The sequence below is a fragment of the Stenotrophomonas sp. STEN063 genome (assembly GCF_056854515.1).
On the sequence record NZ_JBXFWF010000065.1, the window covers coordinates 1 to 17,756 of the forward strand.

The 17,756-nt window shown below is 64.0% G+C and carries 15 protein-coding genes; 9 read left to right on the forward strand and 6 right to left on the reverse strand.

Annotation, left to right across the window (positions count from 1 at the left end; genetic code table 11):
• Positions 1-309: 309 nt before the first annotated feature.
• Entirely contained in the window at positions 310-1,458 is a 1,149-nt protein-coding gene (locus AC1VWL_RS15585) for an acyl-CoA dehydrogenase family protein (RefSeq protein ID WP_482987296.1), read from the reverse strand.
• Positions 1,459-1,585: 127 nt separating this feature from the next.
• Between AC1VWL_RS15585 and AC1VWL_RS15590 the strand changes: the two genes are divergently transcribed.
• The 5 genes from AC1VWL_RS15590 to AC1VWL_RS15610 all read left to right on the forward strand — a co-directional run bounded on the left by AC1VWL_RS15590 (position 1,586) and on the right by AC1VWL_RS15610 (position 7,777).
• The gene (locus AC1VWL_RS15590; RefSeq protein ID WP_296246162.1) at positions 1,586-2,515 is read left to right on the forward strand and encodes an ArsR/SmtB family transcription factor; all 930 of its coding nucleotides are present in this window, start codon (positions 1,586-1,588) and stop codon (positions 2,513-2,515) included.
• Positions 2,516-2,536: 21 nt separating this feature from the next.
• The gene (locus AC1VWL_RS15595) at positions 2,537-3,616 is read left to right on the forward strand and encodes a homocysteine S-methyltransferase family protein (RefSeq protein ID WP_482987297.1); all 1,080 of its coding nucleotides are present in this window, start codon (positions 2,537-2,539) and stop codon (positions 3,614-3,616) included.
• Positions 3,617-3,626: 10 nt separating this feature from the next.
• Positions 3,627-4,229, forward strand: a complete 603-nt coding sequence (locus AC1VWL_RS15600; RefSeq protein ID WP_482987298.1) for a short chain dehydrogenase — start codon at positions 3,627-3,629, stop codon at positions 4,227-4,229.
• Positions 4,229-7,021, forward strand: coding sequence for a methionine synthase (gene metH, locus AC1VWL_RS15605; RefSeq protein ID WP_482987299.1), 2,793 nt, complete (start codon positions 4,229-4,231; stop codon positions 7,019-7,021). The genes AC1VWL_RS15600 and metH overlap by 1 nt, the downstream gene beginning before the upstream one ends.
• 72 nt (positions 7,022-7,093) lie before the next feature.
• Complete coding sequence (locus AC1VWL_RS15610; protein ID WP_296246169.1) at positions 7,094-7,777, forward strand: hypothetical protein; 684 nt, start codon at positions 7,094-7,096, stop codon at positions 7,775-7,777.
• Between the two features lie 46 nt (positions 7,778-7,823).
• On the opposite strand, the gene AC1VWL_RS15615 is transcribed toward AC1VWL_RS15610, so the two are convergent.
• Positions 7,824-8,723 carry a LysR substrate-binding domain-containing protein gene (locus AC1VWL_RS15615; RefSeq protein WP_282269487.1) on the reverse strand — a complete coding sequence of 300 codons (900 nt, stop codon included), beginning with the start codon at positions 8,721-8,723 and terminating at the stop codon, positions 7,824-7,826.
• Between the two features lie 92 nt (positions 8,724-8,815).
• Here AC1VWL_RS15615 and AC1VWL_RS15620 point away from each other — a divergent pair, with 92 nt between their 5' ends.
• The 4 genes from AC1VWL_RS15620 (at position 8,816) to AC1VWL_RS15635 (ending at position 13,201) form a co-directional block, all read left to right on the forward strand.
• Complete coding sequence (locus tag AC1VWL_RS15620; protein ID WP_482987300.1) at positions 8,816-9,487, forward strand: ankyrin repeat domain-containing protein; 672 nt, start codon at positions 8,816-8,818, stop codon at positions 9,485-9,487.
• Positions 9,488-9,539: 52 nt separating this feature from the next.
• Complete coding sequence (locus tag AC1VWL_RS15625; protein WP_482987301.1) at positions 9,540-10,991, forward strand: amidohydrolase family protein; 1,452 nt, start codon at positions 9,540-9,542, stop codon at positions 10,989-10,991.
• A gap of 419 nt (positions 10,992-11,410) precedes the next feature.
• Positions 11,411-12,595, forward strand: coding sequence for an MFS transporter (locus AC1VWL_RS15630; protein ID WP_482987302.1), 1,185 nt, complete (start codon positions 11,411-11,413; stop codon positions 12,593-12,595).
• Positions 12,596-12,658: 63 nt separating this feature from the next.
• On the forward strand, positions 12,659-13,201 hold the full coding sequence (locus AC1VWL_RS15635; protein ID WP_482987303.1) for an NMCC_0638 family (lipo)protein: 543 nt from the start codon (positions 12,659-12,661) through the stop codon (positions 13,199-13,201).
• 173 nt (positions 13,202-13,374) lie between these two features.
• Here the strand turns inward: AC1VWL_RS15635 and AC1VWL_RS15640 are convergent, their stop codons facing one another.
• The 4 genes from AC1VWL_RS15640 to AC1VWL_RS15655 all read right to left on the reverse strand — a co-directional run bounded on the left by AC1VWL_RS15640 (position 13,375) and on the right by AC1VWL_RS15655 (position 17,756).
• Positions 13,375-15,438 (reverse strand): acyltransferase family protein, encoded by a 2,064-nt coding sequence (locus AC1VWL_RS15640; RefSeq protein ID WP_482987304.1) that lies wholly within the window; start codon positions 15,436-15,438, stop codon positions 13,375-13,377.
• A 62-nt stretch (positions 15,439-15,500) separates the two neighbouring features.
• Positions 15,501-16,166 (reverse strand): DUF2058 domain-containing protein, encoded by a 666-nt coding sequence (locus AC1VWL_RS15645; RefSeq protein WP_482987305.1) that lies wholly within the window; start codon positions 16,164-16,166, stop codon positions 15,501-15,503.
• A gap of 8 nt (positions 16,167-16,174) precedes the next feature.
• Entirely contained in the window at positions 16,175-16,414 is a 240-nt protein-coding gene (locus tag AC1VWL_RS15650; protein WP_282269502.1) for a SlyX family protein, read from the reverse strand.
• Positions 16,407-17,756, reverse strand: coding sequence for a UDP-glucose dehydrogenase family protein (locus tag AC1VWL_RS15655; RefSeq protein ID WP_481615051.1), 1,350 nt, complete (start codon positions 17,754-17,756; stop codon positions 16,407-16,409). The genes AC1VWL_RS15650 and AC1VWL_RS15655 overlap by 8 nt, the downstream gene beginning before the upstream one ends.

Consider the following 17,756-nt stretch of genomic DNA (forward strand, 5'->3'; position numbering starts at 1 on the left):
GGTGTTGTGGTTTGTGTGTCGGCGCGTGCGCCGCGCGCCCCGGCGCTCCCCGCGGCCGCCGCCTACCGCCCGCCCCCGCCCCCCCCCCCCCCACTACCGTCCGCCGGCCCCCAAATCCACAAAAAACCCCGGCAAAGCCGGGGTTTGTTATTGCAGCTTGTGGGAGCGGAATAAGCCGCGAAGCTCACATCCCGTCAGATTGCGGGCATGGTTGGCCACCCAGCACTTTAGGCTTCGCGGCTTACGCCGCTCCTACACGAGCCACATTGCCAGGAAAGCCTCTGCCGAGCATGGCTCGGCACTACAGGTTTAGCGCACGCCGGTTTCGTTGCGGGCGATGACCAGACGCTGGATCTCAGAGGTGCCTTCGTAGATCTCGGTGATCTTGGCATCACGGAAATAACGTTCCAGCGGCATTTCCTTGGAATAACCCATGCCGCCGTGGATCTGCACGGCCTGGTGGGCGATCCACATCGCCGCTTCCGACGCGGTCAGCTTGGCCACGGCCGCCTCGGTCGAGAAACGCTTGCCCTGCGACTTGGTCCAGGCTGCGCGCAAGGTCAGCAGCATGGCTGCGTCGAGCTTGCACTTCATGTCGGCGATCTTGGCCTGGATCATCTGGAAACTGCCGATCGGTGCGCCGAACGACTTGCGCTCCTTCACATAGGCAAGCGAGGCTTCATAGGCCGCGCGGGCGATACCCACCGCCTGCGAAGCGATGCCGATGCGGCCCGAATCCAGCAGGCTCATCGCGATCTTGAAGCCCTCGCCCTCCTTGCCGATCACATCTTCCGCTGCAGCGACGTAGTCCTGGAACTCGATCTCACAGGTCGCCGATGCACGCACGCCGAGCTTGGGCTCGGTCTTGCCGCGACCGAAGCCCGGCTTGCTGGTGTCGATCATGAAAGCGGTGATGCCGCGCGAGCGCTGCTCCGGATCGGTCATCGCAAACAACACGATGTAACGCGCGACCGGGCCGGAGGTGATCCAGCTCTTCTGGCCATTGATCACGAACGAACCATCGGCCTGCTTGACCGCGCGGCAGCGCATCGCGGTCGCGTCGGAGCCGGACTGCGATTCGGTCAGCGCGAACGCACCGATCTCACGGCCTTCGGCAATCGCCCGCACATAGGTCTGCTTCTGTGCTTCGGTGCCATGGCCCAGCAGCGCGTTGCAGAACAGCGAATTGTTGACCGACATGATGGTGGCATGCGCCGCGTCTGCCGCCGATACCTCGACAATGGCCAGCACGCTGGAAACCGGGTCCATGCCCGAGCCGCCGTATTCAACCGGCACCTCGATGCCCATCAAACCGTTCTCACCCAGCAGGCGGATGTTTTCCAGCGGGTACTCGCCGGTGGCGTCGAAGTGCTCGGCGCTGGGGGCGATCTTTTCTTTGGCGATACGACGCGCGACGTCCTGCAGCATCAGCTGCTCGTCGGAATAACTGAAATCCACAACACCCCTCCCAGGGTCTGATCAAGTTGCGATTGTAACCATCGCCACCGCATTCAGCCTATGCATCGCCTTGACCGAAACTGGCAACACGGCCAAAATATCTCTATATCGCGATAGGTAGATATTTATGGATCTGGAAGACTGGTCAACCCGTCTGAAAGTGTTCGCCGATGCGACGCGCGTGCGTTTGCTGACGTTGCTGGAACAGGAAGAATTGACGGTGGCCGAGCTGTCGGCCATCACCACGCTGGCGCAGCCACGCGTCTCCACCCATCTGGCCCGGCTCAAGGAAGCCGGCCTGGTGCGTGACCGTCGTGCAGGCGTCTCGGCGTACTACCGCTTTGACGAGGCCGCACTGGACCCGGCACAGCGCGCATTGTGGCATGCACTGAGCACCGGCAGCGACGACCCCTTGCTGCGCCAGGATGCCGAACGCGTACCGGCCGTACTGGCCATGCGCGCCGCCGACCAGAACTGGGCCGACAGCGTCGCCGGTGACATGGAACGCCACTACTCGCCGGGCCGCACCTGGGAAGCGATGGCGCGCAGCGCCCTGCCCTTGCTGGAAACCGGCGACGTGCTCGACATCGCCTCCGGCGACGGCGTACTGGCCGAGCTGTTGGCCCCGCACGCACAGCGCTATGTCTGCATTGATACCAGTGCACGCGTGGTTGCCGCCGCCAGCGAACGCCTGCGCAAGCTGCCGAATGTGGAAGTGCTGGAAGGTGACATGCACAAGCTGCCATTCGCCGATGGCAGCTTCGATCTGGTCGTATTGATGCATGCCCTCACCTACTCCAGCCACCCGGCCAAGGCCGTGGCCGAATGCGCCCGCGTGCTGCGCCCGCAAGGCCGGCTGATGCTGTGCAGCCTGGCACGCCATGAGCACAAGGTTGCGGTCGAAGCCTATGGCCACGTCAACCTTGGCTTCACCGGCAAGGAACTGCGCAAGTTCGTCGAGAAGGCCGGGCTGGAAGTCTCCAGCCTGGAGACCGTCACCCGCGAGAAGCGTCCGCCGCATTTCGAAGTGATTTCCCTGATCGCGCACCAACCCTGACCCCACAACCCGGCCCGCCCTATGCAAGCCCTCCCCTGGCTCCACCCCGAACGCGTCGACAAGCTGCTCGGCGCCTTGGCCAAGCGCATCCTGATCATCGATGGTGCGATGGGCACGATGATCCAGCGCCATCGTCTTGAAGAAGACGACTACCGGGGAGCACGCTTCAGCGGCGGCTTTGACAGCCAGCACGCACATGGTGCCGGCTGCGGGCATGACCTCAAGGGCAACAACGACCTGCTCCTGCTGACCAGACCGGACGTGATCGCCGGCATCCACAGCGCCTACCTGGATGCCGGCGCGGACCTGGTGGAAACCAATACCTTCAACGCCACCTCGGTCAGCCAGGCCGACTACCACCTTGAACATCTGGTCTACGAGTTGAACAAGGCAGGCGCCCAGATCGCCCGCCAGTGCTGCGACGCGGTCGAAGCCACAACCCCGGACAAGCCACGCTTCGTGATCGGCGTGCTTGGCCCGACCAGCCGCACCGCGTCGATCAGCCCGGATGTGAATGATCCCGGCTTCCGCAACACCAGCTTCGATGAGCTGCGCGCGACTTACCGCGAAGCCATCGATGGCCTGATTGATGGTGGCGCCGACACGCTGATGGTGGAAACCATCTTCGACACGCTCAACGCCAAAGCCGCCTTGTTCGCCATCGAGGAAGTATTCGATGCGCGCGGTGGACGCCTGCCGGTCATGATCTCCGGCACCATCACCGATGCCTCCGGCCGCACCTTGTCCGGGCAGACCGCCGAAGCCTTCTACGCTTCGGTCTCGCACAGCCAGCCGCTCTCGATCGGCTTCAACTGCGCCTTGGGTGCCACCGACATGCGCCCGCACGTGGAAACACTGTCGCAGGTATCCAGCGGCTATGTCAGCGCGCATCCGAATGCCGGCCTGCCCAACGCCTTTGGCGAGTACGACGAAACGCCCGAGGAAATGGCGACCACGCTGAAGGAGTTCGCCCAGTCCGGCCTGCTCAACCTGGTCGGCGGCTGTTGCGGTACATCGCCCGATCACATCCGTGCCATTGCCGAAGCCGTTGCGGGGCTGCCGCCACGTGTGCTGCCGGTGGCGGCGGACAAGGCCGCCTGAGGAACTCAAGATGAAGAAAATCCTGTTGGTTGGTGCCACTGGCACCCTGGGTTCGGCGGTAGCGCAGCATCTGCGGCAACGGCATCAGGTCATCACTGCTTCGCGCTCGGATCCGCTGCACCGCGTTGATCTGGCTAGCGATGACAGCGTGACCGCACTGCTGCAGGCGGTTGGCCCACTCGACGCGATAGTCGCCACTACCGGTAGCGTCCACTTCGGGCCGGTGACGGAGATGAGCCCGGCGCAGTTCACGCAGGGATTGCACGACAAGCTGCTTGGCCAGGTGCGGCTGGCCTTGCTTGGCCAACACCATCTGCGCGATGGCGGCAGCATCACCTTGACCACAGGCATCCTCACCGAACAGCCGATCGCGCAGGGCGCCAGCGCCACCAGCGTCAATGCGGCGATCGAAGGTTTCGTGCGCGCTGCCGCCCTCGAACTGCCACGCAGCCTCCGCATCAACGCGGTGAGCCCCAGCGTGCTGAGCGAGGCGCTGGATGCGTATGGCGACTTCTTCCCCGGCTTTGAACCGGTCTCCGCCGCCCGCGCCGCGCTGGCCTACCAGCGCAGCATCGACGGCATCGCCAATGGACAGGTTTTCAAGGTCTGGTAATGAGCAACGACACAGCACCCCGCTACACCCGGCTATCCGGTCTTGAGCCGCTGGTCATCACCCCTGACCTGCTGTTCGTCAACGTCGGCGAACGCACCAACGTCACCGGCAGCGCGCAGTTTCGCAAGCTGGTCAAGGAAGAACGCTACGAGGAAGCCGTCGACGTTGCCCGCCAGCAGGTGGCCAGCGGCGCGCAGATCCTCGACGTCAACATGGACGAAGGCCTGATCGACTCGGAGAAAGCGATGGCGCGCTTCCTCAACCTGATCATGTCCGAGCCGGATATCGCCCGTATCCCGGTGATGGTCGATTCCTCCAAATGGAGCGTGATCGAGGCCGGCCTCAAGTGCCTGCAGGGCAAGAGCGTGGTCAACTCGATCTCCCTGAAGGAAGGCGAGGAACTGTTCATCGAGCATGCGCAGCTGGTGCGCCGCTACGGTGCTGCCGCTGTGGTGATGGCCTTCGATGAAGAGGGCCAGGCTGACACCTGCGAGCGCAAGGTGGAGATCTGCACCCGCGCCTATCGCATCCTGACCGAGCAGGTCGGCTTCCCGCCGGAAGACATCATCTTCGACCCGAACATCTTTGCCGTGGCCACCGGCATCGAGGAACACGACAACTACGCGGTGGACTTCATCGAAGCCACCCGCATCATCAAGCGCACGCTTCCACATTGCCATGTGTCCGGCGGCGTGTCGAACGTCTCGTTCTCGTTCCGCGGCAATGAAACGGTGCGGCAGGCGATCCACTCGGTGTTCCTGTACCACGCCATCAAGGCCGGCATGGACATGGGCATCGTCAACGCCGGTGCGATGCCGATCTATGACCAGCTCGACCCGGAACTGCGCGAGCGCGTCGAGGACGTGATCCTCAACCGCCGCCGCGACGGCACCGAGTGGCTGCTGGAAATCGCCGAACGCTACAAGGGCAAGAAAGGCGAGAAGAAGGTCGAGGACCTGGCCTGGCGCGAACGGCCGGTGCGCGACCGCCTGGCCCACGCGCTGGTGCAAGGCCTGGATGCCTGGGTTGAGGAAGATACCGAGGAAGCACGCCAGCAGGCGACGCGCCCACTGGACGTGATCGAAGGTGCCTTGATGGATGGCATGAACGTGGTCGGCGACCTGTTCGGCGCCGGCAAGATGTTCCTGCCGCAGGTGGTGAAGTCGGCGCGCGTGATGAAGAAGGCCGTGGCCTACCTGCTGCCCTTCATCGAAGAAGAGAAGGCGCGTACCGGCGATGTCGGCAAGTCCAACGGCAAGATCATCATGGCCACGGTCAAGGGCGACGTGCATGACATCGGCAAGAACATCGTCGGCGTGGTGCTTGCCTGCAACAACTTCGAAGTGGTCGACCTTGGCGTGATGGTGCCGGCACAGAAGATCCTCGACGCGGCGCGTGCCGAGAATGCCGATATCATCGGCCTGTCCGGACTGATCACGCCTTCACTGGAGGAGATGAGCCACGTTGCCAGGGAAATGCAGCGGCAGGGCTTCGAAATGCCGTTGATGATCGGCGGCGCCACCACTTCACGCGCGCACACCGCATTGAAGATCGATCCGTTCTACAGCGCACCGACGGTGTGGGTGAAAGATGCCTCGCGCGCCGTCGGCGTGGCCCAGTCGCTGATCTCGCGCGAGCTGCGTGCCAGCTTCGTCGCCGCCAACGATGCCGACTACGCCGACATCCGCCAGCGCCATCGCAACCGCGGTGATGCCAAGCGCCTGGTCTCGCTGGAGCATGCACGCGGACAGCGTTTTACCTGCGACTGGAACCAGTACACCCCACCGACGCCGAACCAGCCGGGCGTGCATGTATTCGACAACTATCCGCTGGAAGACCTGCTGCCGGTGATCGACTGGACGCCGTTCTTCCAAGCCTGGGAATTGGCCGGCAAGTACCCGGCAATCCTGACTGACGAGATTGTTGGTCCGCAGGCCAGTGATCTGTTCGCCGATGCGCAGGCGATGCTGAAGCGGATCGTGGATGAGAAGTGGCTGACAGCACGGGCTGTGTTTGGTATCTGGCCGGCGAACGGTAACGGCGACGATGTGCACATCTCCCTTCTCCCTACGGGAGAAGGTGCCCGAAGGGCGGATGAGGGTGCGACATGCCAGCCGTCCCTCACTCCTCGTACCCTCCCCCCAACCCCTCTCCCGGACGGAGAGGGGCTTGAGCAACTCACCCTGCACTTCCTCCGCCAGCAGGTCGACAAGCCTGCCGAGCGGCCCGACTTCTGCCTGGCCGACTTCATCGCACCAGCAGACAGCGGCAAGCAGGATTGGATTGGCGCGTTCGCGGTTACCGCCGGCATCGGCATCGAGGAACACGTTGCCCGCTTCGAGGCCGACCACGACGACTACAACGCCATCCTGCTCAAGGCCCTTGCCGACCGCCTGGCCGAAGCCATGGCCGAGCGCCTGCACCAGCGCGTGCGCACCGAATTCTGGGGCTACGCCGAGGATGAGCAGCTCGACAACGAGGCGCTGATCGCCGAAAAGTACAGCGGCATCCGCCCAGCGCCCGGTTATCCGGCCTGCCCCGAACACAGTGAAAAGCAGACCATCTTCCAGCTGCTGGACGCGCAAGGCATCGGCATGTCGCTGACCGAAAGCTTCGCCATGCTGCCTACCGCGGCGGTGTCCGGTTACTACTTCAGCCACCCGCAAAGCCAGTACTTCGTGGTTGGCCGGGTGTCGCGCGAACAGGTCACCGACTACGCCAAGCGCAAGGGCGTGGATCGGGCACAGGTGGAACGCTGGTTGGCCTCCAACCTCGATTACGATCCGGAATGACCAGCAACTGCTGGCGGCGACAACCGCGCCGCCAGCGCCTATCCTGCCAGCTGCCCTCCAAGCCAAGACCCCATGCAAAGCCGCAATGCAGAGCTGATCCGCAAGCACGCCGCGCCCGGCCGCATCGGCCTGTGCGGCACGGATGACTGGGTCGGCAAGGCGATCCGCAAAGCGCAGGCGCCGCTGACCCAGGACGGTCACCGCAGCCTGTGGTCGCACGCATTCCTGTTCAGTGAGCAGCGGCTGGATGGACACTGGTGGGTGTTGGAATCGGACCTGGACCTGCGCAATCGCCAGCTGCGGCTGGGCGCGCAGGAAAACCGCGCCGATCGTTACTTCGACGACGAAGCCTTCCCGAACCTGGCCATCCTCGACTTCGGCCTGGATGCCGCCCAGACCCACAAGGTACAGATTGCCGCACTGGACCTGCTGTCAGGGCTGTCCAGCTATTCGCTGAGCGAACTGGTCGGCACCTTGTTTGCGATGCACAGCACCCGCCTGCGTCGGCGCAGCAACCTGCTGTCAAAGGAAGGCGCCCTCTACTGCTCGGCGATGGTGCAGCACTGCTATGCCGCGGCCGGCATCGATCTGCTGCCAGGCGTTCACGGCAAGAACGTCGCACCGCAGGACATCTACGACGCCGCCCTGCCCCACACCACCCACTCGTTGATCCGCGACCTGGGCATTTCCAGCCTGCGCCGCTTCACCCATGGCGCCAAAGAGCTGCTGGATACGCCGGTCGAAGACCTGTTCTGACGTAGTTGGTGGTTGGCAGTCGCCAGCTATCTGGCTGCCACAGACCTCAGCCCATTTCCTGCTCAAGCATCTGGATCAGTAACGCGGCCAAGGCCTTGGCTTCCGGGTCCGCGGACGGGCGGTGCAGGACCGCCAGCTCGACGCTGTCGATACGCGGCAAGCCGGACTCCACCCCCAACACCACGTGCCCGGCTGTCATCGCCCGCGCCGGCAACAGGCTGATGCCCAAACCATCGGCAACCGCTGACTGGATGCCGCCAAGGCTGGAACTGGTGAAGCTGATGCGCCAACGCCGCCCCAGGCGTTCAATCGCGTCGATCATGTCTTCGCGGTACATGCCACGCGGCGGGAATGCCACAAGCTGCACCGGCTCCATTCCGAACGAGGGACTGCTGGCACTGTCCACCCAGCACATCGGTTCCGGCCAGCACGCCACGCCCTCACGGCTCCCGCGACGTTGCTTGACCAGGATCAGGTCGAGCTCGCCGCGGTCGTAGCCATCGGCCAAGGCACGGCTCAAGCCGCTGCTGACCTCCAGCTTCACCCGCGGATAGGCCCTGGTGAACTCAGCCAACACCGGCGTGGTACGCCCTGCAGCGAAATCTTCCGGCACCCCCAGCCTGATCACCACCGCCGCACCATCGCCCGACAAGGCTTCCGCCAACTGCTCGTTGAGCGACAACATGCGCCGGGCGTAACCCAGCACGGTCTCACCGATGTCTGTCGGCCGCACATCGCGCACCCCGCGATCCAGCAGGCGGTGCCCGGCAAGGTCCTCCAACCGCCGCACTTTCTGGCTGATGGTGGACTGGGTGGAATGCAGGCGCGCCGCGGCGGCAGTGAAACTGCCGCAATCGGCCACCATCACCAACGCCCGCAGCAGATCCAGGTCGAAATAGGCCCTATTTGTTTTTGAACTGGACTCGACCACGACATTTAATTTCACGATAGCTCGCCGCACTTGTAGCATCGCCTGCAGGTTTGGGCAAACGCCCTCCCCCCGCTGCAGGCACACAGCAACCCGGACAGAGGCAGGCAATGAGCGTAGAGAACTGGATCGCCGCCCCGGCATTGGCTGCCGCGCTGCTCACCTCCAGCGGCGTCGGCACCAGCACGGCCATCGCGGAGCAGTTGCAACGCGCTGCTGAAGCCGGCGACAGCCAGCGCATCACGCTACTGCTCAGTCAGGGCACCGGCATCGACAGCCGCGATGCCAACGGACGCACGCCCTTGCTGACCGCCATCCGTGCGCGGCAGATCGAGGCGGCGCGCGTCCTCATCGCTGCAGGGGCTGATGTCAACGCGAAAGACCAGCTCCAGGACAGCCCCTATCTGTACGCCGGTGCCAGCGGGCAAACCGAAATCCTGCAGATGACCCTCGCGCACGGCGCCGACCTGCGCAGCACCAACCGTTATGGCGGCACCGCCTTGATACCGGCGGCCGAGCGCGGCCATGTCAGCACGGTACAGCTGCTGATCACAGCCGGTGTCGACGTCGACCATGTCAACAACCTGGGTTGGACCGCGCTGCTGGAGACCGTCATCCTCGGTGACGGCAGCCAACGCTACGCGCAGATCACCCAGTTGCTCATTGCCGCCGGTGCCGACGTCAACCTTGCCGATGAGCACGGCGTCACGCCCCTGGCGCATGCACGCGAACGTCGACAAACCGTTATCGAGCAGCTGCTGCTTGCAGCAGGCGCTCGTTGAAGCACTCCACGCATCCGCATTGCCCGGCAATCGCCTACCACTGGAACCACCGATGAAGACCACGCTCGGCCTGCTGCTGACCACACTCGCAGCAACCATCTCGCCCGCAATCGCCGCCCAATCCCAGGCCGACGTAGTGATACGCCATGCAACCGTGATCGATGTCGAACACGGCCGCGCGATACCCGACCAGACAGTCGCCATCCGTGAGGGCAGCATCGTCGCCGTCGGCAATGACGCACAGCTGGGCACCCAATGGCGCGCGACCACCGCCATCGATGGCCGCGGCCGCTATCTGATTCCAGGGCTGTGGGACATGCACGTCCACTTTGGCGGTGGCCCGGCGCTGATCGAAGAGAACAAGGCCCTGCTGCCGCTGTACGTCGCCCATGGCATTACCACCGTGCGTGATGCCTCGGGCGACCTGGCCGAGCAGGTGTTGTCATGGCGCGGGCAGATCGCCAGCGGCCAGTTGTTCGGACCGCAGCTGTTCACCTCCGGTGCCAAGATCGAAGGTCTGGCGCCGGTGTGGAAAGGCACGCTCGAGGCCGGTGACAAGGCCGGTGTGGATGCCGCACTGGACCGCGAGCAGCGCGACCAGGTCGACTTCGTCAAGATCACCGACAGTACGCTGAAGCCGGAGCTGTTCCTGTACGCCGTCAGCCAGGCCAAGGCGCGCGGCATGCGCAGTTCCGGTCATGTACCGATGGCCTTGACCGTGGGCCAGGCCATCGAGGCCGGCATGAGTTCGATCGAGCATCTGGACTACGCCTTCAAGGCCGGGGTCAAGGACGAAGCTGCGATCGCTGCCGATTTCGCCGCCGGCAACATCGACCGCGCCGAGGCCAACCGCAGGCTGCATGCCGGCTTCGACCGCACCACCGCGATGGCGGCGTATCGCCGCTTTGCCGAACTCGGCGTCGCCGTGACCCCGACACTGGACGGCGGCCGCATCATCGACTTCCTCGACGTCGAACCGCGTGACAACGACCCCTACCTGGCTTACATCGGCCCAGGACTGCGCGATACCTACACGTGGCGCGTCGAGCGTGCAGCCAAGGCCACACCCGCTCAGATCGAAGCCCGTCACGCCCACTACGCCCAGGTGGCAGCGGTGCTGCCGATGCTGCAGGAAGCCGGCGTGCGCATCATGGCCGGCACCGATGCGGGCTTTCTGAACTCCTACAATTTCCCCGGTATCGGCCTGCACAACGAGCTGGCACTGTATGTCCGCGAAGGGCTGACGCCGGCGCAGGTGCTGCAGTCGGCCACCCGTGCCGGCCCCGCCTGGTTCGGGAAACTCGATCGCTACGGCGCGGTCGCCGAAGGCAAGGCGGCGGACCTGGTGTTGCTGGACCGCAATCCGCTGCAGGACATCGCAGCCACCCGCGCGATCAATACCGTGGTGATGCGCGGCAAGGTCTACGACCGTGCCGCACTGGACGCGATGCTGGCCGAAACCAAGGCGCAGGTCGCCGAATGGAATGCCAAGGCCAAGCCCTGACCTCTGTTCGCGGGCATAGACCGGCAAAGCCACTCAAACAGCTCGGTAGCCCGGCTGTTTGCAGGAGCGGCGTAAGCCGCGAAGCAAATGATTTGTCAGCAGGCATGTATCTCGAGAACTGCAGCAGCGCCAGCTTCGCGGCTGGCGCCGCTCCTACAAACGGATACCCAACCTGTCTCCCGGATGCGCTGCGCCAACCCGGGCTACCTGCAGGACGCACAGACCTGCATCGTTTTTTTGGGAGCGGCGTAAGCCGCGAAACAAGCACATTGTCAGCCAGTACAGGCCTCAAGCACTGCAACAACACCAGCTTCGCGGCTTACGCCGCTCCTACAATCCAAAGCCCGCAAAAGGCACAATAGGGGCCGCGGCACATGCTGCCGCCCCCCTTGCCTGCCCAGCGCGTCCAGCGCCTTCCCATGACGTCCGTTGCCCTGCCAGCGCAGACCGTGCCTACCGCACGCCTGTCGAGCTTCTATTTCTTCTACTACGCCGCGCTGGGCGCGTTCACGCCGTATTGGAGCCTGTACCTGCAGTCGCGCGGCATGACCGTCACCGCCATCAGCGTGATGATGAGCCTGTGGTACGCCACGCGGGTGATCGCTCCCAGCACCTGGACCTCGCTGGCGGCGGTCTCGCCGCACCCGATCCGCTGGCTGCGCGTGGGCTGTGTATTGACCATCGCCTGCTTCACCGGCTTCCTGGTGCCCGCGCCGCCGTGGACGCTGTACGCGGTGATGATCGCGTTCTGTTTCTTCTACAACGCGGTCATGCCGCAGTTCGAATCGATCACCCTCACCCACCTGGGTGCGGACAGCCATCGCTACGGCATGATCCGGGTCTGGGGCTCGCTGGGCTTCATCATCGTCGTCACCCTGTTCGGTTGGCTGATCGAGAAACACGGTGCCGGCAAGCTGCCATGGCTGATGCTGCCACTGTTCACGCTGCTGACCGGTTCGGCCTTCCTCAACCGTTATGCGCGCAATATCACCGCGCGCAGCCAGCACGAAGCAGGCTTCTGGAGCATCGTGCGGCAGAAGCCGGTCCTGGCCTTCTTCATCGCCGCCTTCCTCGAACAGCTGTCGTTCGGCCCCTACTACACCTTCTTCTCGCTCTACATGGACCAGCACGGCTACAGCACCTCGCTGCTTGGGCTGATGTGGACCGTCGGCGTGGTGTTCGAAGTGGCGGTGTTCTTCCTGATCGCGCGCTTCTTCCGTCGCTGGGATGCCAGCTGGTTGCTGATCATCTCCATGGGCAGCGCCGTGTTGCGCTGGTGGGCCACCGCGCTGTGGCCAGAGAACCTGCCGGTGATGCTGGTCGCACAAACGACCCATTGTCTGGGCTTCGCCGCGTTCTTCGCCTCGGCCATGCAGCTGCTGGCACGCTACTTCCCGGGCAACCTCAATGGACACGGCCAAGGGCTGTTCTATGGCTTCTCGTCGGGACTGGGCGGTGTGCTCGGCGCCCTGATCGCGGGCCAGCTCTGGCAGTTCGGCGACGGCAAGCTCGCCTTCATCGTCGGCGGCTGTTTCGCCCTGCTCGGCACCCTGATCGCCTGGTACTGGCTGCCGCCTTCGCGCCGGGCCCGGCGCATGCGCTGAATCCTGCAGGCAGGCCAAACCCCTGCTATAACTGCGCCATCTCACGGCACAGGGGGCTCTGTCATGAAATACGGTTCCAGCCTGTACACCTTGCTGGCGGCGATACCGCTGCTTGCAAGCAGTACTGCCCACGCCAGCGACGACTCGCTCGCGCCGATCGGCATGTTCGCCGGCGTCTGCCTCGATCTGCTCGACAAGCCCGATACCTTTGCCGAGGTGATGAGCAACCGCGGCGACCGCGTGCAGGATGCGGAGGCAAGGGAGTTCCTCGGCCACAAACCCGGCAAGGCCTGGTATGTCAGCCACGAAGGCATCCCTTACGGCTTCTCCTGGGCCGATGATGGAACCTGCCGGATAACCATCTTCAGCGGCGATGCCAAGGGGCTCGCCAAGGAGTTCGGTGACCTTGGCCGGATGGCCCCTGCAGGCTACGCCTCGACAGCGGAACTCACCTCGATCGACGAAAGGGGCTGGACGGTCCACACCTACACCTGGCACGGCGACGGCGAAGACCGCGCCATCCAGATGCGCCTGTCACTCAATCCCGAACCCGGAACGGGTTTACGCGGCAACGCCAGCGCCCGTTACGTTGCAGCCCCCCGTTGAGCCAGTCAGCCAACAGGCCGTTGAAACGGCGCAGCTGACGGCCGATCCCACCAATTCGCTTCCCGCGCTTGCCACGTGGTCGTGCCGCGCTGGCAAGCGCGGAACGTTCAGCACACGATTCCATGGCAGGAGAGCAACCGCACTCCCCACGCGGTACGCAGGATGCGCACGACTCAATGCACTTCCGCCGCCAGATGACTGCGGAATGAGGGCAGCAGCACGCGATTGCCGTGACCACTCAAATGGTCACCATCGAAGTAGAGCGGCTTGCCCGCTTGCCCGGGCTGGCAGCTCACCCCTGTGCACAGCACCGGCAGCGGGTCCCAGACACTTGCGCCAGGCAATGCCTGCGCGACCTGCTGCAAGCTGGACAATGCAGGTGCGCGCAGCGCCTCCATTCGTTCGCGCGTAACCACCATGCCATTCACGCAGATCGGATTGCCGCGGTTGAACGGATCCGAGCAACGGAACGGCGGTGCAGGCAGCACCGGCTTTGGCGCTTCCAGTACGATCCGCACGCCGCGATCCGCCAGGGGTTTCAGCGCAGCAATTGCGCCGTACACCTCCGCCTTTCGCGCTGCAGCAGCCTCCTCACTGCGCACCGCGGCAAGTACGTGCTGCTGATCCAGCAGCTCATACTGTTCTACCAGCCTTGGCACTCGAAGACCGGGCAGGAAGAGCACGTCGCCAGCGCGGGCCTGCGTGGCCACATCTGCGAGGGAGTGCCTCACGTAAGCAGCACAGCCCGGATCGCCCGGTTGTCGCCCTTGCAACCCAATCAGTGCACAGCCAGCGTTCGCGTACACACGGACCTGCCCTCCGTCCAACAGAACCAAACGACGCAGCATCTCCCTGTAAGCCAGCACGTGCGAATCACCGGCCACGAACAAACGCCGCTCAACGCCCCTCCCCGCAGCGCAGCTGCCACGCTCGAACTGCTGCACCTGACCGCCCGTGACGGGCAGGCGCGACACCACCAGTTCGCAATCAGGGAATTCCTTCTGCAAGCCCTTCGCATACGGATACCAGTCCAGCGGATGACGACTGACCGTACTCAAGGAGATGTGCTTGGCAGCGCGCTCCAGTTGTTTATGCAACCCCATCCCCAGCAGCAACACCACCACGCCGCCGGCCACCCAACGCAGGTCCGAGCCGCGCCAGCGCCTGCCAAAGCGCAGCGGCTGTTCGACCCAGCGCCATGACACCCAGGCCAACACCGCAGTGCTTACCAACGCCAGGGCTCCGGCAAGCAACGAGTCCAGGCCAAACGTCCAGCGGAACAGCACGAATACCGGCCAATGCCATAGGTAAAGCGAATACGACATCCGCCCTATCACCAGCATCGGTTGCGCCGACAGACTGCTGCCGACCCAGCCAGCAGCGGAGCGATGCAACAGCGCCAGCAAGCCCAGCGTTCCGAGCACCGGCCACAAACCATCGATCCACGGCGAGTGGCCGGGACGCGCAGCCCACAACCCGTACGCCAGTACGCTGGCACTGCCCAACTGCAACAGCCCAGGCCAAGGCCCCGTCAGGCGCGACTCCCCGGTCACATGCCTGCGCATGTCGAGCATCTGGAACAGCAGTACGCCCGCGCCCAATTGCCAGAACCGCGTGGTGGTCTGGTAGAAGGACGCGATCTCCTGTCCGCCCTGCAGCGCGCGGCTGATCGCAAACAGCAGCGACCCGGCCGTGGCCAAGCCAAACAGCAGCATCGACAAGCCCCGGCCCCGACCGCCTTTGGACCAGGCCATGAACAACAGGGGGAACAGCAGATAGAACTGTTCCTCCACGCCGAGTGACCAGGTATGGGTGTAAGGATTGAACTCACTACGGGGTGAGAAGTAATCGTTGCCCGTACCGGCCATTACCCAGTTGCTCAGCCCGACAAACGCCATGCGCCCGGTCTTGCCACTGGTTTCGCTGAGCCAGGACTCGGGAATCAACAAGGTGCTCAGCAGACCGGTGGCCAACAGGCACACCACCAACGCCGGCATGATCCGACGCATGCGCCGCGCATAGAAGCCCAGCACTCCCTTCCAGCCACCGAAGCTGGAGGAGCGCGCCACAGAGGCACTGACCACATAGCCGGAAATGACAAAGAAGACATCCACGCCGGTGAAACCGCCCGGCAACCAGCTCGGATTGAGGTGGTAGAAGATGACCGCAACCACGGCAATGGCGCGCAGGCCGTCAACGTGGGGGTAATAGCCGTCCTGCCTCGGATGTCCCTGCATCGCGCTCCCCCTCAAGAAAACGGGCGCCAGCGGCGCCCGTTGTCTGCATCATATCGAATCGCCTACCAGACCAGATCGTCCGGCACCTGGTACTGCGGGTCCGCGTAGGGATCCGCATCTGCAGGAGCATTCGGATCGACCTTCAACGCCACGGCCTGGGCAAAAATCGCCTCGGCCTGCGCCAACACCTCGGCTGTCACCAGCAGGTAGCGGCCGTTCTGCTGCAGCACACCGAGCTCGCCAGCGTTGAGCGCCTTGAGCTGCTCGGCGTTGACGTAGATGCGCTTGATCTTGCCGCCGTACGGGAAGTGACGGGCAATGTCGGCGTTCGGATCGTTCAGACCCTTGTCCTTGATCAGCTCATCGAGCTTGGCGCGCGCTTCACGGCGCAGGCGTGCTTCTTCCTGCTTGGCCTGTTCGGCCTGGATGCGTTCGTCCTTTTCCTTCTGCGCACGGATCGCATAGGCCTTGGCCAGGTCGATGTCTTCCTGCGAGCGCGGCTTGCGTGGCCCCTGCTGCGGCCGACCTTGCCCGGGCTTGCCCGGATGGGACGACTTGCCTTGCAGTGCGGGCTTGCCGGCATGCGCAGGCTTGTTGCCCGGCTGCGGCCGGCCCTGCCCTGCCTTGCCCTGCGGGCGGCCGTCACGACGCACTTCCGGCTTGCGCTCCGGCTTGGGAGCAGGCTTGAAACCCAGCCCTAGCAGCTGGTCACGAATATTGTCACTCATGGGAAGTATCAGTAGTGCGGGGGCGGTGGTTCATCGGCGGCGTCGGCATACAACGCCGTGCGCACCTTGCCCAGGTCATCAAGTAGGTGGCGCAGCAGATCAGCGTTACGCGAGCCCTGCATGCGGGCATCAGCCAACGCTTCGCTCATTTCCGCCAACGCCTGCTCCTGGAAGGAAACACGCATCTCCAGTTCAACTAGGCGTGCTTCCAGCGCTTGTTCGCGCTGCTCGGGAGTTGATTCATGCATGTACGGAACGTCCTCGACCAATGCCGTAATACGCCAGGCCTGCGGCTTCGATTTCAGCCGGGTCGTAGAGGTTACGGCCATCAAATACCACCGCATCACCCAGCGCTTCACGCATGCGCGCAAAGTCCGGGCTGCGGAACTGCTTCCACTCTGTGATCACCACAAGAGCGTCTGCGTCATGTAGCGCGGCAAATGCGGAATCGCAGAAAACCAGGTCATCACGCTCGCCAAAAACGCGGCGGGCTTCGTCCATGGCTTCCGGATCGAACACCTGCACCTTGGCACCGGCTTCCCACAACTGCGCCAGTACGCGCCGACTCGGTGCCTCACGCATGTCGTCGGTGTTCGGCTTGAATGCCAGTCCCCACACCGCGAAAGTCTTGCCGCGCACGCCTTCATCTTCACCACGATCGTAGTGGCGCTGGATCAGCTCGAAGAGATGGCCTTTCTGGGCGGCATTCACCGCCTCCACCGCATTGAGCAGCTGCGGCTGGTGACCGTGCTGCGCGGCGGTTCGCGCCAGCGCCTGCACGTCCTTGGGAAAACAGGAGCCGCCGTAGCCAGCACCTGGATAAATGAAGTGCCAGCCGATGCGCGGATCAGAGCCTATGCCCTGGCGCACCTGCTCGATATCGGCGCCTACGCGCTCGGCGATATTGGCGATTTCATTCATGAAGCTGATCTTGGTCGCCAACATCGCATTGGCGGCGTACTTGGTCAGCTCGGCCGAACGCACGTCCATTTCCACAACGCGGTCACGGTTGCGGTTGAACGGCGCATACAGTCGCCGCAGTACCGCCACCGCATGTGCGTTCCTGGCACCAATGACGATGCGATCCGGGCGCATGCAGTCTGCGACCGCATCACCTTCTTTCAGGAATTCGGGATTGGAGACCACGTCGAAGGCGATCTCCTGGCCACGCGCTGCCAGCTCTTCAGCGATGGCAGCGTGAACCTTGTCAGCGGTGCCCACCGGCACCGTCGACTTGTTGACCACCACGGCAGGCCGCGCAAGATGGCGGCCGATGGTACGGGCCACCGCCAACACATATTGCAGATCAGCGCTGCCGTCTTCATCCGGCGGCGTACCGACCGCGATGAAGATCACCTCACCGTGGTCGATTGCCTTCGCCGCTTCCGTGGTGAAGGCCAGACGCCCGGAGGCGTGATTGGCCTTCACCATCGGCTCCAGGCCAGGTTCGTAGATCGGGATGATGCCGCGCTCCAGACCATCGACCTTGGCCTGGTCGATATCGACGCAGACCACATCGTGCCCTACTTCCGCCAAGCAGGTCCCGGTCACGAGACCCACATAGCCGGTTCCGAAAATAGCTACACGCAT